Source organism: Actinoallomurus oryzae (genome assembly GCF_039541955.1).
Taxonomy (GTDB): domain Bacteria; phylum Actinomycetota; class Actinomycetes; order Streptosporangiales; family Streptosporangiaceae; genus Actinoallomurus; species Actinoallomurus oryzae.
This window is the reverse complement of sequence record NZ_BAABHF010000022.1, coordinates 342006-359887: the sequence shown is the minus strand read 5'-3', so window position 1 is coordinate 359887 and position 17882 is coordinate 342006. Positions and strand designations below refer to the sequence as shown.

19 protein-coding genes are annotated in these 17882 nt (G+C 69.1%); 6 read left to right on the top strand and 13 right to left on the bottom strand.

Annotated elements, in window-relative coordinates; translation table 11 throughout:
* Window positions 1-46: 46 nt before the first annotated feature.
* From ABEA10_RS20175 to ABEA10_RS20165, 3 genes are all read right to left on the bottom strand, one after another.
* The gene (locus ABEA10_RS20175; protein WP_345465924.1) at window positions 47-1108 is read right to left on the bottom strand and encodes a hypothetical protein; all 1062 of its coding nucleotides are present in this window, start codon (window positions 1106-1108) and stop codon (window positions 47-49) included.
* Window positions 1109-1170: 62 nt separating this feature from the next.
* Entirely contained in the window at window positions 1171-1515 is a 345-nt protein-coding gene (locus tag ABEA10_RS20170) for a helix-turn-helix domain-containing protein (RefSeq protein ID WP_345465922.1), read from the bottom strand.
* Window positions 1516-1561: 46 nt separating this feature from the next.
* Window positions 1562-1984: an ATP-binding protein gene (locus tag ABEA10_RS20165; protein WP_345465920.1), complete on the bottom strand. Its 423-nt coding sequence runs from the start codon at window positions 1982-1984 to the stop codon at window positions 1562-1564.
* Between the two features lie 105 nt (window positions 1985-2089).
* Here ABEA10_RS20165 and ABEA10_RS20160 point away from each other — a divergent pair, with 105 nt between their 5' ends.
* Window positions 2090-2896 carry a helix-turn-helix domain-containing protein gene (locus ABEA10_RS20160; protein ID WP_345465918.1) on the top strand — a complete coding sequence of 269 codons (807 nt, stop codon included), beginning with the start codon at window positions 2090-2092 and terminating at the stop codon, window positions 2894-2896.
* A complete protein-coding gene (locus tag ABEA10_RS51195) occupies window positions 2896-2997 on the top strand; it encodes a DUF397 domain-containing protein (RefSeq protein WP_425550928.1) in 102 nt (33 codons plus the stop codon). The genes ABEA10_RS20160 and ABEA10_RS51195 overlap by 1 nt, the downstream gene beginning before the upstream one ends.
* Window positions 2998-3314: 317 nt before the next feature.
* On the opposite strand, the gene ABEA10_RS20155 is transcribed toward ABEA10_RS51195, so the two are convergent.
* From ABEA10_RS20155 to ABEA10_RS20140, 4 genes are all read right to left on the bottom strand, one after another.
* Window positions 3315-3713, bottom strand: coding sequence for a hypothetical protein (locus tag ABEA10_RS20155; protein ID WP_345465916.1), 399 nt, complete (start codon window positions 3711-3713; stop codon window positions 3315-3317).
* A gap of 333 nt (window positions 3714-4046) precedes the next feature.
* Complete coding sequence (locus tag ABEA10_RS20150) at window positions 4047-5654, bottom strand: HNH endonuclease signature motif containing protein (RefSeq protein WP_345465914.1); 1608 nt, start codon at window positions 5652-5654, stop codon at window positions 4047-4049.
* Window positions 5655-6133: 479 nt separating this feature from the next.
* A complete protein-coding gene (locus ABEA10_RS20145) occupies window positions 6134-6550 on the bottom strand; it encodes a DUF302 domain-containing protein (protein ID WP_345465912.1) in 417 nt (138 codons plus the stop codon).
* Window positions 6551-6597: 47 nt separating this feature from the next.
* Window positions 6598-7062 carry a GbsR/MarR family transcriptional regulator gene (locus ABEA10_RS20140; protein WP_345465910.1) on the bottom strand — a complete coding sequence of 155 codons (465 nt, stop codon included), beginning with the start codon at window positions 7060-7062 and terminating at the stop codon, window positions 6598-6600.
* Between the two features lie 86 nt (window positions 7063-7148).
* Here ABEA10_RS20140 and ABEA10_RS20135 point away from each other — a divergent pair, with 86 nt between their 5' ends.
* On the top strand, window positions 7149-8054 hold the full coding sequence (locus ABEA10_RS20135; RefSeq protein WP_345465908.1) for an ABC transporter ATP-binding protein: 906 nt from the start codon (window positions 7149-7151) through the stop codon (window positions 8052-8054).
* 41 nt (window positions 8055-8095) lie between these two features.
* Window positions 8096-8935, top strand: a complete 840-nt coding sequence (locus tag ABEA10_RS20130) for an ABC transporter permease subunit (RefSeq protein ID WP_345465906.1) — start codon at window positions 8096-8098, stop codon at window positions 8933-8935.
* Here ABEA10_RS20130 and ABEA10_RS20125 read toward each other — a convergent pair.
* The 5 genes from ABEA10_RS20125 to ABEA10_RS20105 all read right to left on the bottom strand — a co-directional run bounded on the left by ABEA10_RS20125 (window position 8913) and on the right by ABEA10_RS20105 (window position 14652).
* Window positions 8913-9767, bottom strand: coding sequence for an ABC transporter ATP-binding protein (locus ABEA10_RS20125; RefSeq protein ID WP_345465904.1), 855 nt, complete (start codon window positions 9765-9767; stop codon window positions 8913-8915). The genes ABEA10_RS20130 and ABEA10_RS20125 overlap by 23 nt on opposite strands.
* The gene (locus ABEA10_RS20120) at window positions 9764-10834 is read right to left on the bottom strand and encodes a FecCD family ABC transporter permease (protein WP_345465901.1); all 1071 of its coding nucleotides are present in this window, start codon (window positions 10832-10834) and stop codon (window positions 9764-9766) included. The genes ABEA10_RS20125 and ABEA10_RS20120 overlap by 4 nt, the downstream gene beginning before the upstream one ends.
* Complete coding sequence (locus ABEA10_RS20115; protein WP_345465899.1) at window positions 10831-11835, bottom strand: FecCD family ABC transporter permease; 1005 nt, start codon at window positions 11833-11835, stop codon at window positions 10831-10833. The genes ABEA10_RS20120 and ABEA10_RS20115 overlap by 4 nt, the downstream gene beginning before the upstream one ends.
* 70 nt (window positions 11836-11905) lie before the next feature.
* Window positions 11906-12943 (bottom strand): ABC transporter substrate-binding protein, encoded by a 1038-nt coding sequence (locus tag ABEA10_RS20110; RefSeq protein ID WP_345465897.1) that lies wholly within the window; start codon window positions 12941-12943, stop codon window positions 11906-11908.
* A gap of 107 nt (window positions 12944-13050) precedes the next feature.
* Window positions 13051-14652, bottom strand: coding sequence for an MFS transporter (locus tag ABEA10_RS20105; protein ID WP_345465895.1), 1602 nt, complete (start codon window positions 14650-14652; stop codon window positions 13051-13053).
* Window positions 14653-14775: 123 nt separating this feature from the next.
* Between ABEA10_RS20105 and ABEA10_RS20100 the strand changes: the two genes are divergently transcribed.
* Both ABEA10_RS20100 and ABEA10_RS20095 read left to right on the top strand, forming a co-directional pair.
* The gene (locus ABEA10_RS20100; protein ID WP_345465894.1) at window positions 14776-15369 is read left to right on the top strand and encodes a helix-turn-helix domain-containing protein; all 594 of its coding nucleotides are present in this window, start codon (window positions 14776-14778) and stop codon (window positions 15367-15369) included.
* Window positions 15370-15461: 92 nt separating this feature from the next.
* Window positions 15462-16307 (top strand): class I SAM-dependent methyltransferase, encoded by an 846-nt coding sequence (locus ABEA10_RS20095; RefSeq protein ID WP_345465891.1) that lies wholly within the window; start codon window positions 15462-15464, stop codon window positions 16305-16307.
* Window positions 16308-16343: 36 nt separating this feature from the next.
* Here the strand turns inward: ABEA10_RS20095 and ABEA10_RS20090 are convergent, their stop codons facing one another.
* The gene (locus tag ABEA10_RS20090) at window positions 16344-17816 is read right to left on the bottom strand and encodes an acyl-CoA synthetase (protein ID WP_345465889.1); all 1473 of its coding nucleotides are present in this window, start codon (window positions 17814-17816) and stop codon (window positions 16344-16346) included.
* Between the last annotated feature and the right edge of the window lie 66 nt (window positions 17817-17882).

The following is a 17882-nucleotide window of genomic DNA, read 5'->3' as shown; positions in this document are numbered from 1 at the left end:
CGCCGGCGCGGGATCTCCCGTCCGGCACGTCAGGAACTCATCCTGATTACGTGCCGCCGATGGCGAGCAGTCCGGCGACGCCCAGCGCGTACAGGACCAGGACCGTACGGCTGTCCGGGCCCATGCGGAGACGACGGCTGCGCGGGCGGAAGATCAGGCCGGTCATGTACACGAGCGTGAGCAGCGCGCCGAGGGCGGTCAGGTAGATGTCGGAGCGGTGCGCGGCCGGCAGCGCCGGACGCCCGGACAGCACCGACGCGATCAGGAACAGCACGGGCAGGAAGGCGTTCCCGCCGAAGATGTCGCTGACCGCGAGCTGGTCGTCGCCGAGCCGCACCGACGTCACGCCGCTGCTGATCTCCGGCAGCGCGGTCGCGGCGGCCAGCACGGTGGCACCGAACACCACGCCGCTCATGCCGATGCGGCCGAAGAACGCCTCGCCGCTGCGTTCGAGCACCACCCCGGCGACCAGCGTCGCGACCGCCGCGGCGCCGAACACCAGCGCCGCCCGTCCGGTACCGACGCCCTTGGTGGTGGCCTGCTTCTCCTTCTTGGCCTTGGAGTGACCGCGCGGCTCGGGCTGCGCGTCGGGCGCGTCGCCGCCCTCGTGCCAGGGCAGCCCCCGGCCGGCCCGTCTGAGGAGGATCAGCCCGGCCACCCAGACCGCGGTGATGAGTACGGCCGCCGGACCCAGCCGGGCGAAGGCGAAGTCGCGGGGGAGTTGCGTGCCCATGACGACGATGGCGAGCAGCGCGACGACCAGCGCGCCCTCCAGCACGAGGAGCAGACCGGCGGCCCGGTACGTCAGCGGCGTACCCCGGCCGGCGACGTCCAGCACGACGAGGACGACGGTCTGCACGGCGATGCCGCCGAGGATGTTGCCGACCGCCACATCGAGGTCATGCGCGAGGGCGGCACTCACCGTGATGGCGAGTTCGGGCAGGTTGGTCGCCACGGCCAGTAGCACCAGCCCACCGAGCGCGCTTCCGAGCCCCAGCCGTTCGGACAGCACGTCGGTGGTGTCGGACAGGTGCACTCCGGCGTACCAGACGACGCCCGCACTCACCAGGAAGAGGACCAACAGCACGATGGACGACAAATGACCCATGGGCTGTCCGTTTCCCGGTCGCGTTCCGTCCATGCGATCCTGACGGCGGTGGCCGGAAAGCGTCATTCCCTTCGGCCGGCGCGATTGCGCAACGCCGTGTTCCTTATGAGGATCCGGCGCATCATGCCGTAGCTCACGCCGAACTCGTCGGCGACCCGGCGGATCGACCAGCCCTGGTCATAGAGCCGGGCCGCGTCCTCGTCGATCCGCCGTCTGACGGTTTCGGCGGCCCGTACGGCCAGCACCTCGCCACGCCGGTACCGACGATGGCCGCCGGGGGTGTGGACGGCGGGTTTGAGCAGCCCGTCCCGCGCCCACCGGGCGATCGTCGTGGTCCGTACGCCCAGCAGCGCCGCCGCCTCGCGCGGCGTGAGCAGATCGTCGAAGTCGGAACCCGGAAAAGACATGGGGAGAGGCCAATCCAGCAGGAGGGGAGGGGTTTTGCCGTGAGGTCTACAGGCGGAACCAGACGATTTTTCCGTCCTCGGCGGCGGGGCCGGAGCCGACTGTTCCGCAGTCCCGGGACAGATGTTTGACGAGGCACAGCCCTCGTCCCGACTCCGCCTCCAAATCGTCGAAGGAAACGACCTTCGGGAACTCGGGGAGCTTTAGCGAGTCATCCCATACCTCGAACAGCGGGCTGCCGTCGTTCGGGTGCATGGTCAGTACGATCAGCGGACTCGTCGTGTGCCTGATGGAGTTGCCGACCAGCTCTGAAATGCAGATTTCTCCAATTTCGACCAGATCTTCTCTGTGCTCGGTCAGCAGGAAATGCCTGGTCCACATCCTGGCGAGATTGGTAGTCTCTTTGTTCCGATGAAGTACGTGACGCTGACGGTCGCACTTCCGATCGGCGCTATTGATCACTGTGGCCATCCAAGCTTCACCTCGTGCCGTCGCATTACGAGTCGTGGTGAAGTCTGGGCCGTCCAGGCCGCCGGCGATACCTTCCTGAAATGATTGGAAGGGCTAGGAGGGCAGATGAGTTCGGAACCCAGGCTCAATCCCGACACGAACATGTGGGACTGGATCACTGACGACCTGCGGCATCACGCCAGGAAGTCCGGTTTGTCGGGTGCCGAGTTAGCACGCATTCTGAACCGGGATCCTTCCAGCGTCTACAACATCCTCAGCGGGCGAAGGAAGATTCAGGACAAAGACGCAAAGATCCTGGACAAGCGGTGGGATCTGAATCACCACTTCGCCAGGATGCTCCGCTACGCCAAGCTGAAATCCAACTCAAAGTGGTTCGGCCAATACCTCGAACACGAGGCCGGGGCCAAGGTGATCAAGTCGTACTCGGCTCTGGCCATCCCTGGTCTGCTCCAGCTCCCCGAGTATTCCGCCGAGTTGTTCGTCGCCGCTGGAGCCACGGACGTTGACGGACTCGTCGAAGAACGGATGCGGCGACAGGAGATCTTGAAGCGAAACCCGCCCCCGACCCTGTGGCTCCTGGTCACCGAGAACGTTATCGACTGGCCGGTGGGTGGCGCCGAGCTGATGCGCAAGCAGCTCTCTCACCTGCTGGAGGAGGCGGCAAAGCCGAACATAGGGCTGCGCGTGGTGCCGCGCGCCACAGGAGCTCACGGAGGCTTTGACGGGAGCTTCTCGGTCATCTCTGGCGAATCGGGAGATATCGCCTACACTGAATCTCCAGGAGGAGGAAGGCTGGTGCCATCTGCCCCTGAGGTGCGCGATTTCGGCATCAGATTCGACCGGATAGGGCAGCTGGCGCTTCCCGAGCCATCGTCCCGAGAAATGATCCAACGGGCCTTGGAGGCTCTCTGATGGTGACACCGGACGGCTGGACGAAGAGCAGCAGAAGCGGTGGCAGCGCCAATACGGACTGCGTAGAGGTGAAGAAGGTCGACTCCGTCGGATCCGCCTGACCGAGTGAGCGGGATGCCGAGCGCCCGCGACAGAGCGAGGTCGTAGCAAGAACCTCAGCTCACCGCACAACCTTTTGTGGGCCTGGAACCTCGCGCATGTCCGGTTTCGTCTGTCCAGGGGCGGGGTCGGCGGTCTGACCTAGGAGGCGGGCGGGCAGTCGGGAGGCGCACTTGCCCATAATCTGATTCTCGAATTGATGGACCCCACGACACTGGTGCCCTGGGACCTGGCCATCTTGGACCCCGACTAGTGCGGTGACCACGAACGTTCACCGGGTTGGTCGGCCTTGTGGCGGCGGGGTCAGGTTGGGATCCGTTCAGTCCTGTGATCGTTTTGGGCCAGGCGGTATGGCGATGATGTTCAACGATTCGATCTCTTGGATTGCCTCGTTGGCCAAGGCGCGTATGTCGCGCCAGCCTGGATCAGTCTTGAGGGCATCATCGGTCCAGCGGTCGGCGTTGTGGTGACCGCTCATACGGTTGAGCTGGTCGTCGATTGCGGCGAGGAGATCGTGCAGTCTCTGGTTGATCAGCCGGGGGTCCGCGCGGTCGATCAGCGCAAGGGTCCAGCTGTTGGCCCAGTCGAAGTCAAGGGCGAGTTCGTCGGAGCAGCCGTGCGCTGCGCTCCATTCGATTTGTGCCGCAGCTGGCGCGGCAAGCACGACGAGCGCCTCGGCAAGCCGCAACAGTGCGGTGGGGACATCTGGGGATTCCACCGTGGGAGTGTCGCACTCTCCAGGATGCGGCCGGGTTGGGTCATGCTGCCTTGGGGCGTGGACGGCCCCAGCCCGGCGTGTCACCAGACCCGGTGAACGTAAGTGGTCACCGCACTAGCGGCCAAGCACGGTGGATAACGACCTCGGGAACGGCCGGAGCCAAACAGGCGGGCCATGCTGGGTATGAAACGCGCGTCGACTCGGTGCGATGTCCACCTGCCCGTCTGCCGTCTTACGCCAGAGGGCCGAGAGACTGCCGAAGCAGGAAGTCGGGGCACGCCAGCGCTACGCGACCTTCAGGGGATGGGCCGTCTGTGTGGTTGATATGGGCGCTTATTCGCGGTCGGCGGGTGCGGTGATCTTCCAGTGGCCGGTCGGGGTGATCCACAAGATGACGCCGGGCCAGAGGTGTTCGATGTGCCAGCCGGGGGTCGCCTTCTCTCGATGATGGCGTCTGCAAAGCAGCGACAAGTTGCAGGGGCACGTGGCACCCCCACGGTGATAGGGGATGCTGTGGTCCGCGTCGCAGTGCCGGGCGGGTCGGCGGCAGCCGGGAAAGACGCATCGCCGGTCGCGGGATTCAATCAGGCGGCGCATCACCGCGGGTGGTCGGTAACGGGCGGCGCCGTGCTTGGCGCGACCATCGGGGCAGGGGCCGTAAGCAGCATCGGCGTCCGGAGCGAAGGCATCCCCGGTGATGGCCGGGGCTGCATCGCCGGTGCTGGGGGCAGGGGCGGCGACGCACCAACGATTTTTTAGCTCGGTCAAGGACTGTTTGATGCGGGCGCCGGCCTGGGCGATGAGCCCGCCCAGGTCGTGGTGGCGTTCACTGAAAGCGCTGGTGGGAGTAGCCGTAGACCGGCCGCCGTACGCTCGGGACCGGGCGTAGGAAGCCCTCGGGTCAGTGTCGGCTCCGTCGACCGCGCCGATGACGCTGGCCAAGGCCCCATCCGCTTGGTGCGCATTGGTCAGGAAGTGATTGATGTGGGATCCGGCCTCGGCGACCAGGTCACCGAAGTCGCAGTGGCTGCCGCGCCGGGTGTCGTTGAGGGCATGAGTGAGAATGGCCAGTTCGGTGCGGGCGGCGTCGGCGATGACATCGGCGATGGCGTCGTCCACCGCGGTCCAGCCCGGCTCGCCCGTCGCAGGCGGCTTCGGGGTGGGGCGTTCGGTGGTGTCGGCGGGTGGCTCGCTGGTGGCGAACGTGCCGCGCAGCAAACCCAGGAACACATCGGCGCGTAGCTGGTCGATCCCACGGCCGTCACCGTCGCGTTTGAGGCCGGTGGCGATCGCGCTGACCCGGCCATAAGCGGCGCTGGCGGCGTCGGCGGGCAGGTCCACACCAGTCAGATGGGCGGTACCGTCCTCAGATTCGACCAACTCCACGCCACGACGTTTCTCTGCCTCTGCACGTCGTCGATCCGCCATCTCGGGATCGAGTCGTTTGATCAGGCGACGGATCTTCGCCCGGATTTGCCCGGTGCTCTGCTCCGGTGCCTTGGGCAGGACCTTGGCCTCGATGATGCCCATGGACTCTTCGTCGACCTGGTCGACGGCGTGCCAGATCGTCCGTGCCTTGAGATAGTCGATCTCACCGGCGGCCAGCGCCGCGAAGGTGCCCGGCAACTGCCCGGTCAACTCGGTCGCGAACCGGATCAGCCCATCGGCCGCAGTGGCCGTGAGTGTCAGCGCCTCCGCCACCTCATCGAACACATAATCGGCAGGCGAAAGCACCTCCACCGCCGGGTCACGACCCTCTGCCTCAGCGAACCGCCGCCGGGTCAACTCCGCGACCGCCGCCAACTCCACTGCCTGCACCCGCGACGCCAACCGCCGCGCCCGCACCATCGTCTCGACCAATTCTTGATCGTATAGCCCACCGGCGTCGACCCCGAGCACCTCGCTCGAAGGTGTTTGCGGCGCCTGCATCAATACATCCATCCGCTCGCACCTCCCAACGAATCACCTTGAGAACTTCGAACATTATAGCGAATTCATGGAACGTATTCGAGTGGCAATTCGGTCAAATTGAAAAAGGTTATATCGATTGCGCCGCCAGGAGATTGCGTAAGCGGCTCTCCTGATCATATCTGGCCAATCGGGAGAAATCGCCTACACTGAGTCCCCGGGAGGGGGGAAGGCTAGTGCCGTCTGGCCCCGAGGTGCGTGAATACGGCATTATGTTCGATCGAATAGGGCAGCTAGCGCTTCCTGAGTCATCGTCCCGCGAAATGATCCAACGGGCCTTGGAAGCTCTCTGATGGAGACACTGGACGGCTGGAAGGAGAGCAGCAGGAGCGGTGGCAGCGCCAACACGAACTGCGTAGAGGTTAACAAGGTCGACTCCGCCGAATCCGCCTGACCAGGCAGCGAAGGACTTCGCTCCCGTCTGGTAGGCAGGGGCCTTCGCTTGGGGCAGGTTATGCGTCGGGGTCCGGTCCGGTCGCCTGGTGAACTACCGCGGCAAGGCCTGCTTCGATGGCGTTGATGGCGGGTTCGCTCTCGGTTCCCAGTTGGTGGCGGGTGGCGAGCCAGGCGGCGTCGTTGTAGGTCAGCCATACATCGTTGTTCGCGTCCTGCCAGGCGAGAGCCTTCACCGGGAGGTCGATGCCGCTGGTCTGACGGTCCTGCATCAAGGGGGTGCCGCCCCGCGGGTTGCCGAAGATCAGCAGCTCGGTCGGGCGAAGCCGCATTCCGGCTTGGGCGGCGTTGTCCGCGTGATCGATTCGCGCGAAGACGAGAAGGCCCGCAGCGGTGACCGCCGCCTGAAGCCGGTCGATCGTCTCGCCGACCGACCAGTCGCTGGCAACGGTGATCAGGCCGGTGCCCTCACTCATCCGCCCCTCCTCCGCTGATCGGCGGCGACACTACACGAAGCCTCTTTTCATTCAGCCCGACGACCGGCGCGTTCGGCGCGCCAGCGCTCCACCAGGGCGGGTAGTTCGCGGAACATGAAGCCGTAGAAGTCGCGCATCTCCTCCAGCCGCCGGCCGGCCACAGAGTCGCGGCCGGCGGCGTCGATGCCCTGGTCGGCGGCCTCGAACATGGCCTGCACCATGCCGTTCTGCGTCGACATGAGCGTGGCCCACGCCCCGTCGCGCAGCCGGTAGTGCTCGCGGCGGCTGCCGGGGGCGGGTACCCGTTCGATCAGTCCGACGGTGGAGAGCATTTTGATCGCCCCCGACACCGACCCGGAGCTGATGCCCAGCCCGTCGGCCAGTTCGGGTGCGGTGACGGACTCACTGTCGGCGAACAGCAGACCGGCCAGCACCCGCGCGGTCGCCTTCTGCATGCCGCCTTGGGCCAGCGTCAGGGCCATCCGCTCCGCCGCATCGGTGGTGTCTGCCAAGGTCATCCCCTCACTCACGATCCCGGTCCAAGGTTAACAGCTCTAAATCTTCAAAGATCTCTGAAAGTTTTGATAATGTCTGGCGTATGAGCGCGGCGATCGAGCTCACGGAGCTCACGAAGACGTACGTCTCGCGGCGGGTGGTCCGGCGGGGCCTGTCCGGTCTCGACCTGACGGTGCGTACGGGCGAGGTGTTCGGCTACCTCGGCCCCAACGGCGCCGGCAAGTCCACCACGATCCGCCTGCTACTCGACCTGATCCGCCCCACCTCCGGCGGCATCCGGGTGCTCGGCCTGGACCCGCGCGCCGACGCGGAGAGACTGCACCGCCGGATCGGCTACCTGGCCGGCGACTTCGTCGTCGACGGACGCCAACGGGCCGGCGAGTGCCTGGCCTTCCTGGGCGGCCTGCGCGGCGGCGTCCCGGCCCGGCGCATCACCGAGCTGGCCGACCGCCTCGAACTGGACCTGGGCGCGCGGATCAAGAGCCTGTCCAAGGGCAACCGGCAGAAGGTCGGCCTGGTCCAGGCGTTCATGCACGACCCCGAGCTGCTGATCCTGGACGAGCCGACCTCCGGGCTGGACCCGCTGGTGCAGCAGACCTTCTCCGACATGGTCACCGAGGCCAGGGCCGCCGGGCGGACGGTGTTCATGTCCAGCCACATCATGAGCGAGGTGGAGGCGGTCGCCGACCGGGTGGCCATCATCCGCGAGGGTCGCCTGGTCACCACCGACACCGTGGCGGGGCTGCGCGCCCGCTCGTTCCTGCGGGTGCGCGTCGACTTCGCCGTACCGGTGGCCGCCGCCGAGTTCGCCGGCCTGCCCGGCGTCACCGACCTGACGGTGGACGGGACCACCCTGGCCTGCCGCGTGGACGGCAGCCCCGACGCACTGGTCAAGGCCATCGGCCGGCACACCGTCACCGGACTGCGCGCCGACGGCCAGGACCTCGAAGAGCTCTTCCACGCCTACTACACCGGCCGCGCCGCCTGAGGTCTCCCGGCCTCGCTCCCTTCTCGCGCAGAGGACTCGATATGACCACCGCTTCGCCCGCCACGCCTGACGCGACCCTCGGGGCCTCCGGTGCGGCACGGGCCTTCGGCCGCTCGATGTTCGGCAAGACCCTGTTCGACAACCGCCGCGTCTTCACCGTGTGGGCGGTGGCCGCCGGCCTGCTGACGATGATGTACGCCGGCTTCTACCCGCAGATCACCGCAGGCACCGCGAGCAGTGTGCCCGAGGCGATCCGCGGCTTCGGGTTCGACGATATGACCTCGGCCGCCGGCTACCTTCAGGGCGCGGTGTTCGGGCTCCTCGTACCCCTGCTGGCCACCTTCTACGGTGCCGCCACGGGAGCCCGCATGATCTCCGCCGACGAGGAGTCCGGCTACCTGGACCTGCTGCTGTCCCACCCCCTCGGCCGCACCCGGCTGCTCCTGCACCGGTTCGCCGCGCTCGCGGCGGGCGCCGTCCTGATCGCCGTGGTGGTGCTCGGCGCCGTACTGGCGGTGCGCTCCAGCGCCGGGCTGCAGGCCGTGCCGGTCGGGGGCTTCACCGCCCAGGCGGTCAACCTGGCGCTGCTGGCCGTCCTGTTCGGCGCCCTGGCCACCGGGATCGGCGCCGCCACCGGAGCAGGCCGCGCCACCGTGTTCGGCACCACCGCCGGGGCCGGCGTGCTCACCTACGCCGTCCACGGCTTCGCACCGCAGATCGGAGCCGCCTGGCTGCGGCGACTCACCCCGTTCCACTACTACATCGGCGGCGAACCCCTGAAGAACGGCTTCCGGCTCGCCGACGCGACGGTCCTGGCCGCCGCCACCGTCGTCCTCATCGCGGCCGGCGCCTGGCGCTTCAACCGCCGGGACCTCGGCTGACACCTTCAGCGGACGGGTCGTCCTTCGGCTCGGGCCGCCAGGCCATGCCGGGGACGACGAGCGGGCCGCCGGTGACCGGGTCCGGGACGACGACGGACGCCAGGCCGAAGACCTCCTGGACCAGTTCCGCGGTGACGACGTCGCGCGGCGGCCCTTGGGCGATGATGCGGCCGGCCTTCATGGCGACGAGGTGATCGGCGTAGCGGGCCGCCTGGTTGAGGTCGTGGAGGACGGCGACGACGGTGCGACCGCGCTCGTGGTTGAGCTGCCGGATCAGGTCCAGCACCTCCACCTGGTGGGCGATGTCCAGAAACGTCGTGGGCTCGTCGAGGAGCAGCAGCTCGGTGTCCTGCGCGAGGGCCATCGCGATCCACGCGCGCTGGCGCTGGCCGCCCGACAGCTCCTCCACCGGCCGTTCGGCGAGGTCCGCGGTGGCAGTGCGCTCCAGCGCCTCGGTGGTGGCCCGCTCGTCGTCCTCCGACCACTGCCGCCACCACGTCTGGTGCGGCTGCCGGCCGCGCGCCACCAGGTCGGCGACGGTGATCCCGTCCGGGGGCGTGGGGGACTGGGGCAGCACGCCCACGGTTCGCGCGATCTGCTTGCGGGGGACGCGGGCGAGTTCGGCGCCGTCCAGCAGCACGACGCCGCGGCGCGGCTTGAGCAGCCGGCCGAGCGCCCGCAGCAGGGTGGACTTGCCGCAGGCGTTCGGGCCGACGATGACCGTGACCTGCCCGTCGGGAATCTCCAGGTCCAGGCCGTCGACGACGGTCCGGTCCTCATAGGCGAGGGTCAGGTCCTGTGCCGTGAGGCGGCTGTTACCGGGAACGCTCATGAGGTGGTGCCTCCGGAACGGCTGCGGGTGCGGAAGATGAGCCACATCAGGTACGGCGCGCCCACCACGGCGGTGAGGACGCCGACCGGCAGCTCGATCGGGGCGAACAGGCGGCGGGCCAGCAGGTCCGCCACGACGACGATCAGGGCGCCGGTCAGCGCGGAGGACAGCAGGGGGATCTGGATCGTACGGGTGAGCCGGCGGGCGATCTGCGGTGCCAGCAGGGCGACGAAGTCGACCGGCCCGGCCGCGCCGGTCGCCACCGACGCCAGGACGACCCCGAGTGCCGCCAGCCCGAGCCGTACCTGGTCCAGCCGTACGCCCAGGGCGGTGGCCGTTTCGTCGTCGAAGGACGCGCTGCGCTGGGCGCGGGCCGCCCACAGCGCGGCCGGGACCGCCAGGAGCAGAACGAGGACGAGCGGACCCGCCTGGTCGTATCCGCGCCCGTTGAGAGAGCCGGTCAGCCACACCTTGGCCTGCTGCGCGACGAGGTAGTCGCCCTTGGTGAGGAACAGCTGGGTGAGGGAGCCCAGGGCGACCGAGATACCGATGCCGACCAGCACGAAGCGCGAGGCGTGCAGCCCCCGCCGCCACGCGAAGACGTACACCAGCAGGGTCGCCGCGAGGCCGCCGCCGACGGAGACGTACGGCAGCGCGTCGTGCGAGGCGAGGCCGAAGCTCATCGCGGCGACCGTCGCCGCGCCCGCGCCGTGCGTCACGCCGATGACGTCCGGGCTGGCCAGCGGATTGCGCGCCACCGTCTGGATCAGGGCGCCCGCCACGCCGAAGGCGGTGCCGACGAGCAGGCCCACGACGAGGCGCGGCAGGCGCAGGGTGCCCACGACGAGCCGGTCGGGGCTGGGCCGGCCCAGCAGGACCCGGCAGACCTCCACCGGAGAGACGAAGGACTCGCCGACGCTCAGGGAGACGACCACGACCGCCGCCAGCAGTACGGCGAGCGCCACCACGACCACGAAGGCCCGGCGATGCAGCAGGAAACTACCGCGCCCGAGACGCAGCACGGCATGACCGGGCGGGCGTACGGCCACCGACGACGTACGGCTCATGCCGCCACCACCGTCTTGCGCCGTACGAGCGCGATGAGGAACGGAACGCCGAGCAGGGCGGTCATGACGGCCACCGGCACCTCCGAGGGCGGGAAGATGATCCGTCCGATGACGTCGGAGACGAGGAGCATCACGGGCCCGAGCAGCGCGGCCAGCGGCAGCACCCAGCGGTGCGCGGTACCGACCAGGCTCCGCGCGATGTGGGGTACGGCCAGGCCGGTGAAGGCGATCGGGCCGGCCGCGGCCACCGCCACGCCGGTGAGGACGGTCGCGCCGAGCGCGCCGAGCGCGCGCAGCACGGCGACGTTGTGGCCCAGGCCCGCGGCGGTGTCGTCGCCGAGGGCCAGGGCGTCCAGCCCGCGGGACACCGCCGCGACCAGCACCAGCCCGGCCAGCAGGAACGGCCACACCTGACCGATGATCTCGCTGCCGCGTCCACTGATCGACCCGACCTGCCAGAAGCGGAACTCATCCAGGGCCCGGGCGTTGGTGGTGGCGATCCCGGAGACCACGGAGGCGAGGAAGGCGTTCATCGCGGCGCCGGCCAGGGCGAGCTTGACCGGCGAGGCACCGCGGTACCCGCCGCTGGCGACGGCGTACACACAGGCCGCCGCCAGCGCCGCGCCCGCGAACGCGAACCAGACATAACCCGCCAGCGTGTGCACGCCGAAGAAGGCGATCGCGCACACGACGCCGACCGACGCGCCCTGGCTGACACCGAGGACTCCGGGTTCGGCGATCGGGTTGCGGGTCACCCCCTGCATCACGGTCCCGGCCAGCGCGAGCGCGAGGCCGACCAGCATGCCGACGAGGGTGCGAGGCACGCGCAGCGACCGCACCACCTGGGCGTTGTCGCTGGTCCCGCCGTGCAGCAGGGCCTGGAACACCTCTCCGGGGCCGATCTGCCGGCTGCCCACCGCCAGGCTCAGCAGCACGGCGATGAGCAGCATCAGCGTGGCCGCCAGCAGCCAGACGATCCGGCGGCGGGTCGGCCCGCTCACCTTCTCTGCCAAAGCCGGGCGGCGACGCTCCTGCGGGGTGGAGCGGTCACGCTCGTACGGGGTGGGGCGGTCACGCCGTCAGGTACTTCTGCAGGTCGTTCAGGACCGAGTCGGCCGCGGTGACGCCCAGCCCGAGGTACCAGGTCTCGTCCGGAACGTCGAAGGCGTGGCCGTCCTTGACCGCCTTCAGGTTCTTCCACAGCGGGTTGCCCTGGGCCTTGCTCTTGTCGGTGGCCTTCGGGTCGCCGTACACGCCGGTGAAGATGTAGTCGGCGTCGGCCTGGTCGATGTTCTCGGCGCTGACCTCGGCGGCCAGGTCGTTGATGTCCTGGTTCTTCGGGCGCGGGATGCCGACGTCCTTCAGGATGGTGCCGATGAAGGAGGCGTTGGCGTACAGCCGGACGACGCCGTTCGGCATGTAACGCACCATCGACACGGTCGGCTTCTTCGCGCCCAGCTTCTCCCCGAGGGCCTTGGCCTTCGCGTCGTAGTCGGCGAGCTTCGCCTTGGCCTGCGCGGTCCGGTCGAGCGCGGCGGCGTTGAGGAGGTAGTTCTCCTTCCACGTGAAGCCGGGGCGGATCGAGAAGACCGTGGGGGCGATCTGCGACAGCTCGTCGTAGGAGTCCGCGGCGCGGAGCTGGCTGCCGAGGATCAGATCGGGCTTGAGCGCGGCGATCGCCTCGAGGTTGAGGTTGTTGATCGTTCCAACGTTCTTCGGGCTGCCCGCGCCCTTCAGGTACGAGGGCAGCTTCGGCGACCCCTCGGTAGGCGCCAGCCCGACGGGTTGGATGCCGAGCGAGACGACGTTGTCGAGCTCGCCGACGTCCAGGACGACGACTCGCTTGGGCTGCGCCTTGATGACCGTACGGCCCATCGCATGCGTGATCGTCCGCGGCCACTGGCCCGGCTTGGCGTCCGTCCCCATCGCCGCGGTCTTCTTCGCGGCGTCCGCGAAGTCCTTGCCGCCCTTCGCGACCGACTGCTTGTCCTTGGTCCCGCCGCTGCCATCCTTTCCGCTCCCGCTGGATCCGCTGCCGCACGCCCCAAGGGACAGAACGGCGGCCATGGCGAGAGCGACGGCGGCTGTGCCGCGGCGCCGAAGAGACATGAGGCTCCCTTGGGTGAGAATCACCTGAGAATTAGGCGAGCCTTACCTTATGTTGAGCCTGTGCACTCTGTGCAAGTGGGGGCCTGTGGCTGTGGATCAGTCCCAGGTCATCGGGTGGCCGCGTCGATCGGTTCTGGTTCGTCCTCCGTTGTGCGGGTGGAGTGTCGCGGTCCCCGGGCGAGGACGTAGAGAAAGAGGGCGGCCATGACCGCGACTCCTGCCCACATGGCATGCTGCCAGCCGTCGACGAACGACTCCTTGGCGGCACGGATCACGGCCTGCGCGTGGGGGCCTGCCTGGTGCGCGGCGTCGAGGGCATTGGCGACGCCCTCGCGCGCGGTGTCGGCCGGGCCCTTGGGAACGCCGTCGAGCCGGGAGCCGATGGCGTCGCGGTAGCCGGCGGACAGGAGCGCTCCGAGCAGGGCGACGCCGAGCGCGGTGCCGAATTCGCGGGTCACGTCGTTGAGCGCGGACGCGACGCCCTGGCGCTCACGGGGGAGAGCGCTGGTGATGGCCTCGGTCGAGGGTGTCATCGACAGACCCATGCCGGTACCCATGGCGAGCATGCCGGGCAGGACGGACGGATAGCCGCCGTCGACGGAGACGAAGGCGGCCATGAGCGCCAGACCGGCACCGGACAGGAGAATCCCGATGGTCATCGTCGCCTGGGGGCTGGTACGCGCGGCCAGCTTGGGGGCGAGGCCGGAGGTCGCCATCATCAGCACGGCCATCGGCATCAGCGCCAGGGTGGACAGCAGCCCCGACCAGCCGAGGACGGCCTGCAGAAAGGGGAAGAGAACCACGAAGATACCCGCCTGGACCCCGAAGACCACCAGCAACGTGATCGAGCCGCCGGCCAGAGAGCGTTCGCCGAACAGGCGCACATCCAGGAGGGCGGCCTCCCGGCGGCGCAGTTCCCAGGCCACGAAGGCACCGGCGGCGATGATGCCGACGGCGAGGCTGAGCAAAGTCGCGGGCGCGGTCCAGCCGCGCTCCGGGCCTTCCTGAAGCAGGAAGATGAGCCCTACCACGGCGACGACGGAGGTCAGCGCGCCGACGGCGTCGAAGGCATGCCCGGACGTCTCGCGGGAGTCGGGGACGGATCGCAGCGTCATGGCCAGTGCGACGATGTCGAGTGCGACGGGCAGGACGAACAGCCACCGCCAACTGGCCACGTCGACCAGCGCGGCCGAGAGGAACATGCCCAGGATGCCGCCGCCCCCGGCGACACCGGTCCACACGCCGATCGCCTGCCCCCGTTCGTCGGGGGGGAAGGTGGAGGTGATGACGGCGAGGGTGATGGGCATGATCATCGCTGCGCCGACGCCGCTGAACAGCCGCGCGGCCAGCATGACCTCCGCTGACGGGGCCAGACCTGCCGCAGCACTGGCCACGCCGAAGACGGTCAGGCCCGCCAGCAGCATGGGCTTGCGGCCGAAGCGGTCGCCGATCGCGCCGAGCGGCAACAGCAGTGCGGCCAGACCGAGCGCGTAGACGTTGATGATCCAAAGGATCGTGCGTTGCGAGGCGCCGAAGGTGATGGCGAGGTCGGGCTGGGCGACGTTGAGCCCGGAAACCGAGGCGATGACGGCCATCAACGCGATGCAGACGGCGATCAGGATCGTGCGACGCCGGCGCGCGTCGGGCACCCTCTCGCCAGGGACGCCGCTCGGCTCGGCGCTCACCTTGCCGGGCTGGTTGATACTCATGGATTCCTCTCAACAGGACATGCGCAGATCGGCGCCGGAGCAGAGCCGGGGCGCGGTGTGGTCGGTGGGGCGAACACGAACGACGCTAAGTCAGGATTGCCGCTACGGCATACGATGTTGCCTATGACGCATGACGATGGTGAGCTGGACAGCCTGGTGCGCAAACGCATCCGGGCACTGCGCGTGGCTCAGGGCTGGTCCTTGGAGGATCTGGCCGTCCGGGCCAAGGTCAGCCAGTCCACGCTCAGCCGTATCGAGAACGGCCGGCGGCGGCTGGCCCTGGACCAGCTCGTCACCCTCGCCCGGGCCCTGGACACCTCCCTCGACCAGCTGGTCGAGACCGATACCGACGACGTGGTCTCCAGCCCGATGATCGATGCGGCCCGCGGGCTGAAGCGTTGGCCCATCAAGGCCGACCCCGGCATGACCGTCGTGCGTCAGCGCATGACCGACCCGCCGCCCGGCGATCCCTCGCGGATGCGCGCCCACCCGGGGCGCGAATGGCTCGTCGTCCTGTCCGGCACCGCGATCCTGCTGCTGGGCAACCGACGCCTGCGGATCGAGACCGACCAGGCCGCGGAGTTCCCCACGATGCTTCCGCACGCCATCGGGGCCGAGGGCGGACCCTGCGAGATCCTGGGCATCTTCGACCGCGACGCCCGCCGCGGTCATCAGCGTGGCGAGGACGCCGGCCGGGCGAGCCGCGCGCGACGATGACGGTTTGCGTGTTCGGCAGCGCCGGCGGCCATCGCCTTGCGCGTTCGGAAAGCCGCCAGGCCAGGTCCGAACGGCCCGCTTAGCGTGGACGTATGAGCCACACCTCCCCGCACATGCACGCCGTCCACGACGTAGGCGACCAGACGGAGCTTCTCGACCTGGACGCGGAAGTGCTCGCCGAACACCTCGCCTCCATCACCGACTGGCTGCCCATCGAGAGCAGCCCTCGCGGCATCGTGGATCTGGGCTGCGGGACCGGAGCCGGCGTCCTCGCTCTGCTCCGGCGTTTTCCCGAGGCGGAGCTGACGGCCGTCGACTCCTCCGCCGTGCACCTGCACCGCCTGCGGGAGAAAGTGGCCGCGGCCGGAGCGGCCGATCGCGTGCGCATCGTGCAGGCCGACCTCGACGCGGCGGCGTGGCCCGAACTCGGCACGCCGGAGCTGGTCTGGGCGTCGGCCTCCATGCACCACATGGCCGACCCCGACCGCGCCTTGGGCCAGGTCCACGACCTGCTGGCACCGGGCGGCCTGTTCGCCGTCGTCGAGCTGGCCGGCTTCCCCCGGTTCCTGCCCGAAGACGCTCCGAAAGACGCTCCCGGGCTCGAAGAGCGCTGCCATGCGGCACTCGACCACCACCACGCCGAGCACGTGCCCCACCGCGGCGCCGACTGGCGAGCGAAGCTGGCGAAGGCCGGCTTCACCATCGAGGGCGAACGCATCGTCGCCGTCAGCATCGACCCGTCCGAAACCGACGCGGTCGGCCGCTACGCGCTCAGCAGCCTGCGTCGCATGCGCGGCAGTGTCGCACCCGCTCTGACGGCCGAGGACCTGACCGCTCTCGACCGACTGCTCGACACCGGCGGTCCGCACAGCATCCTGCGCCGCGACGACCTGCGCGTACGCACCGAGCGGACGGTGTGGGCCGCACGCCGTGCCTGACCCGCCCTCGGCTCACCAGGTGAAACGACGTCTCCGTCAGTCGGCACCGCCGTACGTCGCCCGCAGCCGGGATTTGAGGATCTTGCCGGTGCCGTTGCGGGGGATCTCGTCGGTGAAGACGACCGAGGTGGGGAGCTTGTAGCGGGCGAGGCGGCCCGACAGTGCGGCGAGGAGGCGTTCGGTCGTCAGGTTCGAGCCCTCGCGGGGGACGACGATGGCGCGGCCGGTCTCGCCCCAGCGTTCGTCCGGGATGCCGATGACCGCGCACTCCACGACGTCGGGGTCGGCGAGCAGGGCGTTCTCCACCTCGGCGGGGTAGACGTTCTCGCCGCCGGAGATGATCACGTCCTTGATGCGGTCGACGATGTAGGCGTAGCCGTCGGAGTCCAGGCGCGCCGCGTCGCCCGTACGGAACCAGCCGTCGGTGAACGTCCGGGCCGTCTCCTCGGGCAGTCCCCAGTAGCCGGGCATGACGTGCGGTCCGTTGACGACGACCTCCCCGGTCTCGCCGGGCGGCACCTCTTCCAGGCCGCCGAGGCCGACCACCTTCACGTCGGTGAAGAAGTGCGGCACGCCCGCCGAACCGGCCTTGGACACGGCGTGCGCCGCGTCGAGGAACAGGGTGCCGGGCGCCGCCTCGGTCATCCCGTACCCCTGGAGGAAGGTCAGCCCGCGCTCCTGGTACGTCGCGATGAGCGAGGGCGGTACGGGCGCTCCGCCGCAGGTCAGCAGGCGCAGCGACGACAGGTCCGCCTCCGCCCAGCGCGGCGAGCGTGCCACCGCCTGGAACATCGCGGGTACGCCGAACATGAAGGTGACGCGGTGCCGTTCGATCAGGTCGAAGGTGGCGTCCGGGTCGAAGCCGCCGGTCAGCACGCAGGTGCCGCCCTTGAGCAGCACCGGCAGCGTCAGCATGTTCAGCCCCGCCGTGTGGAACAGCGGCGCGGACACCAGCGCGACCTCGCGGGCGATCAGGTCGTGGTCGATCAGGACGTTGACGGCGTTCCAGGTGATGTTGCCGTGGGTGAGGACCGCGCCCTTGGGCCGCCCGGTGGTGCCGGACGTGTACATGATCATGCAGGGGTCGTCGAGCGCGACCGGTACGTCGATCGGCTCGTCCGCCGCCGGCAGCCGGTCGAGCTCCTCCCGCGCGATCGCGGTCACCGGGAGGTCGTCCACGGGCTGCGCGTGAATCAGCACCGAGGCGCCCGAGTCGGCGAGCTGGTAGGCGACCTCCGGCCCGGCCAGCCGCGCGTTGAGCGGGACGAACACCCCACCGAGCATCCCGGTGGCGAACAGCGTCTCCAGGAACGACGGATGGTTGAAGCCCAGGTAGGCGACCCGGTCACCGGGCCCGACCCCGGCACGGCGCAGGGCGTGCGCGAGCCGGACCACCCGCTCGCGCAGCTCCGCGTACGTCATCGCCCGGTCGTCGTGGATGAGGGCGACGTCCTCCGGCGTCTTGCGTGCTCGCCGTACCGGCCACGAACCCAGTCCCTGGTCGCGCACGCGGGACCTCCTCGCCGGGGGATCGTCCGGAGGTGACTCGTCGAAATTAGGTTGGTCTCCGGGGAC